Here is a 13736-nt window from a genome sequence, read left to right on the forward strand (position 1 = left end):
GCATGGAGTTTAGTGTAAAAAGTGGTAGCCCGGAGAAACAACGCAGCGCATGTATCGTTGTCGGTGTCTTTGAACCACGCCGTCTGTCCCCAATTGCTGAACAGTTGGACAAAATCAGTGACGGTTATATCAGCGCCCTGCTGCGCCGTGGCGAACTTGAAGGTAAAGTAGGTCAATCCCTGCTACTCCATCATGTGCCTAACGTTCTGTCTGAACGCATTCTACTTATCGGTTGCGGTAAAGAACGCGAATTAGACGAGCGTCAATTTAAACAAATTATTCAGAAGACAATCAGTACGCTGAATGAAACAGGCTCAATGGAAGCAGTGTGCTTCCTAACTGAATTACATGTAAAAGGCCGCAATAACTACTGGAAAGTCCGTCAAGCCGTCGAAACAGCAAAAGAATCGCTGTATGTGTTTGATCAACTGAAAAGTAATAAAACAGAACATCGCCGTCCACTGCGTAAATTGGTGTTTAATGTACCAACACGCCGTGAACTGACCAGCGGTGAGCGTGCAATTTCTCACGGTCTGGCTATCGCCTCGGGTGTTAAAGCCGCTAAAGACTTGAGCAATATGCCGCCAAACATCTGTAATGCGGGTTATTTAGCGTCTCAAGCGCGCCAATTAGCAGACCTTTCAGACAGCAAACTGACCACTCGTGTGATCGGTGAAGAGCAAATGAAAGAGCTGGGTATGAATGCCTATCTGGCGGTGGGTCAAGGTTCACAAAATGAATCGCTGATGTCCATCATGGAATATAAAGGCAACCCAGACCCAGATAGCAAACCAATCGTACTGCTAGGTAAAGGATTAACCTTTGACTCAGGTGGTATTTCAATCAAACCTGCCGATGGCATGGATGAAATGAAATACGATATGTGCGGCGCCGCGTCTGTTTACGGTGTGATGCGCTTTATCACTGAGTTACAACTGCCTATCAACGTGATTGGGGTTCTGGCTGGCTGTGAAAACATGCCGGGTGGCCGTGCTTATCGCCCTGGTGATATTCTTACGACCATGTCAGGCCAAACCGTTGAAGTGTTAAATACCGATGCGGAAGGTCGTTTAGTGCTGTGTGATGCATTGACCTACGTTGAGCGTTTCGACCCTGAATTAGTTATCGATATCGCAACCTTAACAGGTGCGTGTGTGATTGCGTTAGGTAGCCACTATACAGGCTTGATGTCGAACCACAATCCGCTAGCCCATGAGCTGTTAAATGCATCTGAGCAAGCGGGTGACCGTGCATGGCGCTTACCGTTAGCGGATGAGTATTTTGACCAAATCACGCCGAACTTTGCGGATTTAGCGAATACCGGTGGTCGTCCTGCTGGGGCTATCACTGCGGGCTGCTTCCTGTCTCGTTTTGCGACCAAATATAACTGGGCGCACCTTGATATCGCAGGAACAGCATGGCGTTCAGGTGCAGCGAAAGGGGCAACAGGTCGCCCTGTTTCTATGTTAGCGCAGTTCTTATTGAACCGTGCTGGCTTAAATGGTGACGAATAATCCCATTTAGTGACTTAGCAGTACCTCGTTAGTAAAAATATCCCGATGAGCAATAGCGATTCGGGATATTGTTTTTTGGGTTTTCGCTACATGCATAAAGCCATTTTGAGGCAGCTATAAAAAAGTATATAATTCAGCGTAGATATAATCTTGCGCTGACCGCTGAATAAAGCATAGCCAACACCCCTACAAATTTAAGTATGACGGGTATAATGGGTATTATGAAAAAAGGTACATTCTATCAACTTGAACACCCTTCACCATCATCTGAACTTGAAGCCCACGAATGGTTAGCTTGTGAGCTTGCAGCGCAAATGTGGCGTCATGGGAAGCGGGTTTTGATTGCTTGTGAAACACAGCAGCAAGCCGAGAAAATTGATGAAGCCTTGTGGCAACGTGACCCTCATCAATTTGTGCCTCATAATTTGGCGGGTGAAGGCCCTCGTTATGGTGCGCCTATTGAAATTTGTTGGCCTGCAAAACGAGGCAATACGCCGCGTGATATTTTGATTAATTTACAATCGCAGTTCGCAGATTTTGCAACTGCTTTCCATGAAGTGATAGACTTTGTACCTATTGATGAAACTTTAAAACAGTTGGCGCGTGAACGGTATAAAACATACCGTAGCGTCGGCTTCAATTTGACTATGGCGACGCCGCCAACTTACTGAATATAAAGACGATGGAAAAGAAACCTGATAGCCCAATGAACGAGCCTTCGCTCGACAAAACCTATAACCCCGCAGAGATTGAGCAGAACCTGTATGCTCATTGGGAGAAAAGCGGTTATTTTAAACCTAATGGGGATACCACCCAAGACAGTTTCTGTGTCGTCATTCCACCACCGAACGTCACTGGTAGCCTACACATGGGGCACGCTTTCCAGCAAACTATCATGGACACCATGATCCGTTACCAACGTATGCAAGGTAAAAACACCTTATGGCAAACGGGTACTGACCATGCGGGTATCGCAACTCAAATGGTCGTTGAGCGTAAAATCGCTGCGGAAGAAGGCAAAACTCGTTACGATTACGGTCGTGAGCCGTTCATCGATAAAATTTGGCAGTGGAAAGCAGAATCAGGCGGCACTATTTCCCAACAAATGCGCCGTTTAGGTGACTCTGTTGATTGGGATCGTGAACGTTTCACGATGGACGAAGGCTTGTCCAAAGCGGTTAAAGAAGCTTTCGTACGCATGTACAAAGAAAACCTAATTTACCGTGGCAAACGCCTCGTTAACTGGGATCCAAAACTGCATACCGCAATTTCTGACCTTGAAGTTGAAAACCGCGAAATCAAAGGTTCCATGTGGCACCTGCGCTACCCTCTGGCTGACGGCGCAAAAACGGCTGAAGGCAAAGATTATTTAGTGGTTGCAACCACCCGCCCTGAAACCATGTTAGGGGACACCGGTGTTGCCGTTAACCCAGAAGATCCTCGCTATAAAGATTTGATTGGCAAAGAAATCATTCTGCCAATAATCAATCGCCGTATTCCTATCGTCGGTGACGAACACGCGGATATGGAAAAAGGCACAGGTTGTGTAAAAATCACGCCTGCTCATGACTTTAACGACTACGAAGTGGGTAAACGCCATCAGTTAACCATGATTAACATGATGGACTTAGACGGTAACGTCCGTAATGAAGCCGAAGTTTTCGATACTAACGGCCACCCATCTACTGCGTATAGCTGTGAAATTCCTGAAAACTACCGTGGAATGGAGCGCTTTGCTGCGCGTAAAGCCATTGTCGCTGAATTCGATTCACTGGGTTTATTAGTTGAAGTTAAACCTCACGATTTAACCGTACCTTACGGTGACCGTGGTGGCGTAGTTATCGAACCAATGCTGACTGACCAATGGTACGTGCGTACTGCGCCTTTAGCGAAAGACGCTATCAAAGCGGTAGAAGACGGCCGTATCCAGTTTGTTCCACGCCAATATGAAAATATGTATTTCTCTTGGATGCGCGACATTCAAGACTGGTGTATTTCTCGCCAATTGTGGTGGGGTCACCGCATTCCTGCGTGGTATGACGAAAAAGGCAATGTCTACGTCGGTCGTGATGAAGACGAAGTTCGCCGTGAAAACAATTTAGCCGCGGATGTTGCACTGCGCCAAGATGACGACGTACTGGACACTTGGTTCTCATCCGGTCTTTGGACATTCTCAACCCTTGGTTGGCCAGAAAATACCGATGCACTGAAAACTTTCCATCCAACGGATGTATTAGTCAGTGGCTTCGATATTATTTTCTTCTGGATTGCCCGTATGATCATGATGACCATGCATTTCATCAAAGATGAAAACGGCGAGCCACAAGTGCCATTTAAAACTGTCTACATGACAGGTCTTATTCGTGATGAAGAAGGCCAAAAAATGTCTAAATCCAAAGGGAACGTTATCGACCCACTGGATATGATTGACGGGATTTCGTTGGAAGACCTGCTGGAAAAACGCACAGGCAATATGATGCAGCCACAACTGGCTGAAAAAATTGCTAAACGCACTCAAAAAGAGTATCCAGAAGGTATTGAAGCACACGGTACTGACGCCCTGCGTTTCACCTTAGCAGCACTGGCTTCAACGGGCCGTGACATCAACTGGGATATGAAGCGTTTATCTGGCTACCGCAACTTCTGTAATAAGCTCTGGAACGCAAGCCGTTTCGTGCTGATGAATACAGAAAACCAAGATTGCGGCCAAAACGGGGGCGAAATGAGTTTCTCATTAGCCGATCGTTGGATCATGGCTGAGTTTAACCAAACAGTTAAAGCCTACCGTGAAGCGCTAGATACCTATCGTTATGATATCGCAGCAAATATTCTTTACGATTTCACATGGAATGAATTCTGTGACTGGTACTTAGAGCTGTCTAAACCAGCGGTTCATAAAGGGAATGAAGCTCAAGTTCGTGCGGCACGTTTCACACTGATTGAAGTGCTTGAAGGCTTACTCCGCCTTGCGCACCCTATCATTCCGTTTATTACAGAGACTATCTGGCAGCGCGTGAAAGTGGTTAAAGGCATCGAAGCCGATACCATTATGCTACAAGCGTTCCCGGAGTTTGATGCAGCGAAAGTGGATGAGCTGGCACTCAATGACCTTGAGTGGATCAAAGAGGCGATCATTGCAGTGCGTAATATTCGTGCTGAAATGAATATCTCGCCAGGTAAACCGCTGGATGTGATGCTGCGTGGCGCGTCAGCAGATGCACAGCGTCGCGTTGAAGAGAACCAAAACTTTATCAAATCCATGGCTCGCCTTGCGACAATCCGTGTTTTAGCGGATGGTGAAGAAGCGCCAGTGTCTGTGACCAAACTGGTTAACGGTGCTGAGCTGCTGATCCCAATGGCAGGCTTAGTCGATAAAGACGCAGAATTAGCGCGTTTAGATAAAGAACTGGAAAAAGTGACGAAAGAAATCGACACCATCGAAAGCAAGCTGGCTAATGACGGTTTCGTCAGCCGTGCCCCTGCTGCGGTTGTCGAAAAAGAGCGTGAGCGTCTTACTGCAAATATTGAAGCGAAAGCGAAAATTGAAGCACAGAAAGTGACTATCGCCTCTTTATAATAATTGATTAATCAATCAATTTAGCAGCCCTTATTCGTTCACGGATAAGGGCTTTTTCTTGCCTGTTAATTCGCGTATTATCAAATAACTGCATTCGCAGTTCTCAGATTGAAGTGCCCTTCAGGTTCTCTCTACACTGAGTTGTACACAATAATAATTAAGAGTTTCACATGACAACACAAAACTACAACGTTCGTCTTATCGAACAACAAGACAATGCAGGGATCGCAGCAGTGATCCGCGAAGTTTCCGCAGAACATGGCTTAACAGCAGACAAAGGCTTCGCAGTAGCTGACCCTATTTTAGACACCTTATTTGAAGTTTATAGCCAGCCACGCAGCGCATATTGGGTGGTAGAAATGGACGGGGAAATTGTCGGGGGTGGTGGCGTGTCACAACTGGCAGGTGGTGATAACGAAACGGCTGAGCTACAAAAAATGTACTTGTCTTCTGTCTTACGTGGCAAAGGCTTAGCGAAGCAAATCGTCCTGATGTCGTTAGAGTTTGCAAAAGCACAAGGCTATACTCGTTGCTATTTAGAAACCACAAAAGAGCTACAAGCAGCCATTAAGCTGTATGAAAAATTAGGCTTTGAATTTATTGATGAAGCCCTTGGCAGTACGGGCCATAGTGACTGCGAAATTCGCATGTTGAAAGCACTGTAGTTCTGTCATTAACAAAAAAGGATAGTATTTAACTATCCTTTTAAGTATTTGAATGATGCGACTAACAATTAATGAACGCGATCTTCTGGTTCGATATCGTCACCGTCTTCATCATCATATTCTGCATCTGGATCTTCGAAATACGTGCCCCAACCATCGTAATTGACGCCCATTTTCTCAGCCAGTTTCATTAATTGGTCAACTTGTGCATCAATTAACTCTGCATTTAATGCGCTTTCGCTGATCACATCACAGCACATTAGCGTTTCACCCGTTTCGATTTCGAGCTCTTCCGCATCCGTCACTTCATAACCCAATTTGAACGCTTCAACTGCGGCTTTTTCTAATAACGCAAAGTTATCCGCAGAAAAGTGATGCTCAATGGCATACAGTGCATCAGGATCGCTGCCATCTTCCAGTAATTCTTCGATAATTAGACGAGTTTCTTCGTACTGCGCGTCGAGTTCCGCTTTATCAACCATATCCACACCCCTTATTCCATTATCGCTATTCTCTGCGCCATTCTCCCATAGGGTTAACAGTGAAACCATACCTTTCAGAATAATTCTTTTTCATTGGGGGTTGATTTTGAATTTTTATGAATATAAATTGAATATTAATTCAATCAAAAAAGGCTGCATTTTATGAACCCCCTATATAGTAAGCATTTTCTAAGGTTATTGGATTTCACCTCTAGCGAAATTCATTCATTGTTAAAGCTCTCTGCCTGGTTAAAATCAGAAAAAAAAGCAGGCACAGAGCCCCCCCTTCTCGCAGGGAAAAATTTTGCCCTGATCTTTGAAAAAGACTCCACTCGGACCCGTTGCGCTTTCGAAGTTGGTGCCTTCGACCAAGGTGCAAGAGTCACCTATTTAGGGCCTTCTGGCAGCCAAATTGGTCACAAAGAAACCATGAAAGATACGGCAAGGGTCCTCGGCAGAATGTATGACGGTATCCAATATCGGGGTTTCGCGCAAAGCACCGTTGACGTACTAGCCGCACACTCGGGAGTGCCTGTATGGAATGGACTAACTAATGAATTCCATCCCACACAGTTATTAGCCGACCTGCTGACCGTTCAAGAGCACCGACCAAACACCCCATTTTCTGAAATTAAATTTGCATACTTAGGCGATGCGCGCAATAACATGGGCAATTCCATGTTAGAAGCTGCTGCACTGACAGGGCTAGACCTGCGTTTAGTCGCACCTAAAAGCTGTTGGCCTGAACAGGAACTGGTTGATACCTGCCAAGAAATTGCCAAAACGACAGGGGCAAAAATCACGCTTACCGAAGACGTTGCAGAAGGGGTCAAAGGCGCTGACTTTATTTATACGGATGTGTGGGTGTCGATGGGTGAAGCTAAAGAGGTTTGGGCGCAAAGAATTAACCTGTTAAAGCCGTATCAAGTCAATATGGATGTGATTAAGTTAACAGGTAACCCTAATGTGAAGTTCCTGCATTGCTTACCAGCATTTCACAATGAAGACACCACGCTCGGCGCGCAATTGGCGAAGGAATTCAATATGTACGGTGGATTAGAAGTCACCGAGGAAGTGTTTGAATCTCCTTATAGCATTGTTTTCGACCAAGCAGAAAACCGTTTACACACCATTAAAGCCGTCATGGTAGCCACATTAGCACCTGAGTTACCTGTCAATATTTTCTAAGCTTAACTCCCTCAACGCTAGCTATTGTGTTGAGGGAGTAACAACTCCGTATTGAATCAAAATATCCCCTCCCAAAATCCATATAAGGTTTTTATTTTAATATTATTTACAGTTTAAATAACTTAACAAATTTAACTTATTTAAAAAACAATTAACTGTAAAAGATATCAATATTACTTACGTAATTAAACGTGTAATTATAAAAACAATATTAAGTATTTATGCTAAAAATTAAAATTGATTAATCCATAGCGGTTTAAAAAAAGAATTTAACTTTATATTAGTCAGCACACCAAAATTAAATTTTTATTTGCATCACCTCTATTCAATAAAAACAATATATTGACTAAAATGTTATTTCTTAATATTAATTAAAAGGAATTTTTTCATGAATTTGCTAAAAAAAAGTGGTTTAGCATTACTCGTTTGTGTCTCTTTACCGGCCCTATCCGCTGTTCAAAATATGCCAATTAACATCAAAGGTACATTTTCTAATGTGACTCAGCCTTGTAATGATACAAAATTAGAAAATACAACGACCTTTGGTGCAATCAATACATTAGAAAAAATCGGTGATGAGACTGCATTTAAAAGCTCAGGCTATTTAAGTTTCTCCTGTGAATTCCCTGCTGATGCGAAATTAACGTTTGCTGCAACTAATGCGCCTAAATTACCCGAAGCCTTTAGAACCTCTAGTGACGCATTTGGTGTGAAATTAAAATACAACAGTACTGAAGTAAAACCGGGTCAATCAGATAGCATTAAAATTGCTAAAGGTGGAAACACGATTTATTTCTATACGAGTATTGCTCGATTAACGGCTAACGGCCCTAACGATTTCGGTAACCACACCTTTGATATTACAGGTAACTTAGCAATTACTTACCAATAATATATTCTCTATCTACATTTTGAGCTGAGTAATAAAACCACACGGCTCAAAATGTATGATGAAAAAAAAATAAATCATATTTTATTTGAGATACTTCATTTATGCGCGCTATTAAATTTATAATATATGTCCAATCTATATTATTAGTTGGTATTATCCCTTATTCTCAAGCAGCAACACAAAATATGCCTATTCGTATTCATGGCTCGTTTTCAAACGCACCACTATTATGCCAACTCACCGATAACGCTATTTATTCAAACTTTACACACGGGGATGTTTCCTCTAAAAGGATGGGGCAAGAAACCGTAACACACAAAATCCCACTTTCCATTGACTGCAAAACGACAGTGGATGCTAAGTTATCATTTGCTGCGCCTGCAAACGCCTACTCTAACCAGTTATTCCAAACCACCAGCAAAGCACATGCAGTCAAACTGAGCTGGCAGGGAGAAGCAATCTTACCCAATAAAGGCGTTGCTATTACCATGACGCAAAACCAAAAAGTCTATTATATTGACGCTACTTTAATTAAAGTCGTACCAAATAGCGCAGGTGATTATGGTGAACACTCGTTTAACATCGCGGGTAATTTAGCGATTGAATACCCATAAAAAATGTTCCGCATGCAACAACCAGCAAAACTTGCCATCCCACTGATTTTTTATATTTTATCCACTTGTTCAATTTTCAATCGAAAAGCACACTCGAAAAAAATTTCATTTTTCTTTATGCAAACGCTTGCGTCAGCGAGAGACATGCGTATAATGCGCCACAATTTGTCGGGAGAAACCATGAACGCTGCTGCTGTATTTTTTACACAGAACACCTCCAACGCACTGCCTTCGAGCGGTCTGGACAGCCTGTTTTTCCCCTCCGTATTAATAAGAAAGCCCCTCATTGAGGGGCTTTTTTTTGGCCTATAGACCTAACATGTCTTGCTGACAAAGGAGAACAACCATGCCGAATCCTTTATATCTTCGCGATATCATTTCGATTAACGATTTAGACCGCTCAGACCTTGAGCTTGTGCTCAACGTGGCTGCATCATTAAAAAAACAGCCACAACCTGAATTTCTAAAACATAAAGTCGTTGCGAGTTGTTTCTTTGAAGCCTCAACCAGAACGCGCTTATCATTCGAAACTGCAATCCATCGCTTAGGTGCTTCCGTTGTGGGGTTCTCGGATAGCACCAACACATCGTTAGGTAAAAAAGGCGAAACCTTAGCAGATACCATTTCTGTTATCAGCCAATATGTCGATGCCATTGTGATGCGCCACCCACAAGAAGGTGCGGCGCGTTTAGCCAGCCAGTTTGCGGGTAAAATCCCTGTCATCAATGCAGGTGATGGTTCTAACCAACACCCAACACAAACGTTGCTGGATTTATTCACCATCCAAGAAACACAAGGCCGTTTAGAAAACCTGCAAGTCGCCATGGTCGGAGACCTCAAATATGGCAGAACCGTACACTCACTTACGCAGGCTTTATCTAAATTTGAAGGTAATCACTTCTACTTTATCGCACCTGAAGCACTGTCTATGCCAAACCATATCTTGCATATTTTGGAAGAAAAAGGCGCCACTTACAGCCTGCACAATAACATTGATGAAGTGATGCCAGAACTGGATATCCTGTATATGACTCGCGTCCAAAAAGAGCGTCTCGACCCATCTGAATATGCCAATGTGAAGGCACAGTTCATCTTACGCGCTGAAGACCTGCACTCGGCAAAATCGAATCTAAAGGTCTTGCACCCACTACCACGTATCGATGAAATTACAGTCGATGTCGATAGCACCCCTTATGCGTATTACTTCCAGCAAGCAGGTAACGGCATCTATGCACGCCAAGCGTTGCTATCACTGGTTTTAAATAAAGAATTGGCTATCTGAGGAGGACACCATCATGACACACGACCATAAACTACAAGTTGAAGCGATCAGCCACGGTACGGTTATCGACCACATTCCTGCTCAAATTGGCTTTAAACTACTGAAATTATTTAAATTGACCAAAACAGATGAGCGCATCACTATCGGGTTAAATTTACCGTCTAGTAATCTGGGCAAAAAAGACATTATCAAAATTGAAAATACTTTTTTAACCCCTGAGCAAGCTAACCAATTAGCGATGTACGCACCAGAAGCGACCGTAAACCGCATTGAAGATTACCAAGTCGTTGAAAAATTAGAATTAACATTACCAGAGCATATCGATAACGTACTGGTATGCCCAAACAGTAACTGCATTAGCCACAATGAACCCGTTTCAAGCAGTTTCCGCGTGAAGAAAGTGGGCAAAGAAGTCGCGCTAACTTGCCGTTTCTGTGAAAAAGAGTTCGATAGAGACGCCGTGATCAATAATCAATAGGTTATTTCAGCGTAGACTTCGGTGTTGTCAGGGCGCAATCCGTGTTTTAATAGCGCCTAATAGCCATAAAAATGTGGCTCCGCCTAAGGTATATCAGGCGAGTCACTTCTCTTACGTGATGAAACGGAGTAATTATGTCATACGAAATCAATACAGAAAACGCACCCGCTGCCATTGGCCCATACGTTCAAGGCGTTGATTTGGGTAGCATGGTTATCACTTCAGGCCAAATCCCTGTTGATCCAAAAACCGGTGAAGTGCCAGAAGATATCGCTGCACAGACGCGCCAATCACTGGCTAACGTCAAAGCAATCTTAGAAAAAGCAGGCTTAACCGCAGCTGATATCGTTAAAACCACTGTATTTGTTAAAGACTTAAATGACTTTGCGACAGTCAACGCAACCTATGAAGAATTCTTCAAACAGCACAACGCACCATTCCCAGCACGTTCTTGTGTTGAAGTTGCTCGTCTGCCAAAAGACGTAAAAATTGAAATTGAAGCCATTGCCGTACGCAAGTAACGCTTAATTCAATGAAGGCACCCCATGATATCAGTGGGGTGTTTGTTTTGCCCAAAGCCTGTTATTCCTCTCCCATTTTTCATCTCCCAAATGCCTTACCTCTCCATTAACCGAATCGAAACTTAAGGTAAACTTTTTTCTTACTCTCTAAATTATTTATTTTCAGCTCCTGCTTTTGATATTCAGACACTTAATTATTTTCTTTGTTTTGGATCAAACTAATGTCAGCTAAAAAAAAGCAATAACCTATATATTGTGCTTTAATTACCTACATAGGCACAATATATAGTATTTATTCACATTTTATCCACAGTTATACGCTCAGCAGAAAGATAACGGATAACACCGTTAATACTGTGGATAACTTAAAAAGGAGAGAGACAGTGGGAACGGTTGTCATTAAAAGAGATGGTTGTCAGGTCAATTTTGACCTTCCAAGAATACAAGAAGCCGTAAAGCGCGCAGCCGCAGCGGTGGATGTTAAGGATGACGATTATTGTCTTCAAGTTGCCTCTATTGTCACAGAGCAGCTTTGCAACCGTAACCAAGTGGACATTGGTGAAATCCAAGATGCTGTCGAAAACCAGCTGATGGCTGGGCCGTACAAAGATTTAGCCCGTGCATACATCGAATATCGCCATGATAGAGATAGCGAGCGTGAAAAACGTAGCCAGCTTACCCATGATATTCGTGGATTAATTGAGCAAAGTAATGTCTCTTTGTTAAATGAAAATGCCAATAAAGACAGTAAAGTGATCCCAACTCAGCGAGATTTACTTGCTGGGATCGTAGCAAAACATTATGCCAAACAGCATATTTTACCTCGTGATGTCGTTTTGGCTCACGAACGAGGTGAAATTCACTATCACGATCTCGACTATGCCCCATTCTTCCCGATGTTTAACTGCATGCTGATTGATCTAAAGGGCATGTTAACTAATGGATTTAAGATGGGAAATGCGGAAATTGAGCCCCCTAAATCTATTTCAACAGCAACAGCGGTAACCGCGCAAATTATTGCTCAAGTGGCTAGCCATATTTATGGTGGCACAACCATCAACCGCATTGATGAGATTTTAGCGCCTTATGTGGCGATCAGTTACCAAAAACACTTAGAAGTGGCCCAAGAATGGGGAATTGCTGATGCAGAAGGTTACGCGCAAAGCCGTACCGATAAAGAGTGTTACGATGCGTTCCAATCTTTAGAGTATGAAGTGAATACACTGCATACCGCCAATGGCCAAACACCGTTTGTCACATTTGGTTTTGGGCTAGGTACATCAAAAGAAGCGCGTTTAATTCAGCAATCAATCCTGAAAAACCGCATTGCAGGCCTTGGTAAAAACCGTAAAACCGCCGTGTTCCCTAAACTGGTTTTCGCTATCAAAGATGGGCTAAACCACAAACTTAGCGATCCAAATTACGATATCAAGCAATTAGCCTTAGAGTGTGCCAGCAAGCGCATGTACCCCGATATCCTTAATTATGACCGTGTGGTTGATGTCACTGGTTCGTTTAAAACGCCAATGGGTTGCCGCAGCTTCTTAGGAATTTATGAAGAAAATGGCGAACAAATTCATGATGGCCGCAACAATTTAGGTGTTATCAGCCTGAACTTGCCGCGTATCGCCATTGAAGCGCAAGGCAATGAAGATGCATTCTGGGCGTTATTAGACGAGCGCCTCGCTATCGCGAAAAAAGCCTTAATGACACGAATTGCCCGCCTAGAAACAGTGAAAGCCCGCGTTGCCCCTATCCTGTATATGGAGGGTGCGTGTGGCGTAAGATTAAAAGCGGACGATAATGTTGCTGAGATATTCAAAAATGGCAGAGCCTCAATTTCCTTAGGTTACATTGGATTACATGAAACCATCAATGCGCTATTTGGCTCCGAAACCCACGTGTATGACAGCGAAAAATTACGTGAAAAAGCCGTAGCTATTGTTGATCGCCTACGCCAAGCAACAGACGAGTGGAAAGCACAAACAGGCTACGGTTTCAGCTTATATAGCACACCAAGTGAAAATTTATGCGACCGTTTTTGTCGCATCGACACCGCAGAATTCGGTGTCATTAATGGCGTCACAGATAAAGGCTACTACACCAACAGTTTCCACTTAGATGTTGAAAAACAAGTTAATCCCTACGACAAAATTGACTTTGAAGCGCCGTATCCTGCAATCGCGAATGGCGGTTTTATCTGTTACGGCGAGTACCCTAACTTGCAACATAACGTCAGGGCGCTGGAAGATGTGTGGGATTATAGCTATCAACATGTTCCTTATTATGGTACCAACACACCGATAGATGAATGTTATGAATGTGGTTTTTCTGGCGAGTTTTCCTGTACCAGCAAGGGGTTTACCTGCCCAGCTTGCGGCAACCATGACACTAACCGTGTTTCAGTGATCCGCCGCGTATGTGGCTATTTAGGCAGCCCAGATGCACGCCCATTTAACGCAGGTAAGCAAGAAGAAGTGAAGCGCCGCATCAAACACTTAGGTAATGGCCAAATAGGTTAAT

General features: G+C 43.5%; 13 protein-coding genes. 12 read left to right on the plus strand and 1 reads right to left on the minus strand.

Going from position 1 to position 13736, the window contains the following annotated elements; genetic code table 11:
- Positions 1-2: 2 nt before the first annotated feature.
- From pepA to AC4IFT_RS14325, 4 genes are all read left to right on the plus strand, one after another.
- The gene (gene pepA / locus AC4IFT_RS14310) at positions 3-1514 is read left to right on the plus strand and encodes a leucyl aminopeptidase (protein WP_219244848.1); all 1512 of its coding nucleotides are present in this window, start codon (positions 3-5) and stop codon (positions 1512-1514) included.
- A 221-nt stretch (positions 1515-1735) separates the two neighbouring features.
- A complete protein-coding gene (locus AC4IFT_RS14315; RefSeq protein WP_490751662.1) occupies positions 1736-2185 on the plus strand; it encodes a DNA polymerase III subunit chi in 450 nt (149 codons plus the stop codon).
- A gap of 35 nt (positions 2186-2220) precedes the next feature.
- Positions 2221-5091, plus strand: coding sequence for a valine--tRNA ligase (locus AC4IFT_RS14320; RefSeq protein ID WP_353244094.1), 2871 nt, complete (start codon positions 2221-2223; stop codon positions 5089-5091).
- 170 nt (positions 5092-5261) lie between these two features.
- Positions 5262-5756 carry a GNAT family N-acetyltransferase gene (locus AC4IFT_RS14325; protein WP_490735762.1) on the plus strand — a complete coding sequence of 165 codons (495 nt, stop codon included), beginning with the start codon at positions 5262-5264 and terminating at the stop codon, positions 5754-5756.
- Positions 5757-5824: 68 nt separating this feature from the next.
- Here AC4IFT_RS14325 and rraB read toward each other — a convergent pair whose 3' ends face one another.
- Complete coding sequence (gene rraB / locus AC4IFT_RS14330; RefSeq protein ID WP_353244034.1) at positions 5825-6238, minus strand: ribonuclease E inhibitor RraB; 414 nt, start codon at positions 6236-6238, stop codon at positions 5825-5827.
- Positions 6239-6400: 162 nt separating this feature from the next.
- Here rraB and argF point away from each other — a divergent pair, with 162 nt between their 5' ends.
- From argF to nrdD, 8 genes are all read left to right on the plus strand, one after another.
- Complete coding sequence (argF, locus tag AC4IFT_RS14335) at positions 6401-7426, plus strand: ornithine carbamoyltransferase (RefSeq protein ID WP_490735759.1); 1026 nt, start codon at positions 6401-6403, stop codon at positions 7424-7426.
- Between the two features lie 388 nt (positions 7427-7814).
- On the plus strand, positions 7815-8318 hold the full coding sequence (locus tag AC4IFT_RS14340; protein WP_490735757.1) for a hypothetical protein: 504 nt from the start codon (positions 7815-7817) through the stop codon (positions 8316-8318).
- 185 nt (positions 8319-8503) lie between these two features.
- Positions 8504-8932, plus strand: a complete 429-nt coding sequence (locus AC4IFT_RS14345; protein ID WP_490735755.1) for a hypothetical protein — start codon at positions 8504-8506, stop codon at positions 8930-8932.
- Between the two features lie 12 nt (positions 8933-8944).
- Entirely contained in the window at positions 8945-9244 is a 300-nt protein-coding gene (locus AC4IFT_RS14350) for a hypothetical protein (protein WP_490735753.1), read from the plus strand.
- Positions 9245-9278: 34 nt separating this feature from the next.
- Positions 9279-10214: an aspartate carbamoyltransferase gene (pyrB, locus tag AC4IFT_RS14355; RefSeq protein WP_206083264.1), complete on the plus strand. Its 936-nt coding sequence runs from the start codon at positions 9279-9281 to the stop codon at positions 10212-10214.
- A gap of 13 nt (positions 10215-10227) precedes the next feature.
- Positions 10228-10692 (plus strand): aspartate carbamoyltransferase regulatory subunit, encoded by a 465-nt coding sequence (gene pyrI, locus AC4IFT_RS14360; RefSeq protein WP_206083263.1) that lies wholly within the window; start codon positions 10228-10230, stop codon positions 10690-10692.
- A gap of 134 nt (positions 10693-10826) precedes the next feature.
- Positions 10827-11213 (plus strand): RidA family protein, encoded by a 387-nt coding sequence (gene ridA / locus AC4IFT_RS14365; protein ID WP_206083262.1) that lies wholly within the window; start codon positions 10827-10829, stop codon positions 11211-11213.
- Positions 11214-11596: 383 nt separating this feature from the next.
- Complete coding sequence (gene nrdD / locus AC4IFT_RS14370; RefSeq protein ID WP_490735751.1) at positions 11597-13735, plus strand: anaerobic ribonucleoside-triphosphate reductase; 2139 nt, start codon at positions 11597-11599, stop codon at positions 13733-13735.
- Position 13736 lies beyond the last annotated feature (1 nt).

Source organism: Providencia sp. UF-183, assembly GCF_058246155.1.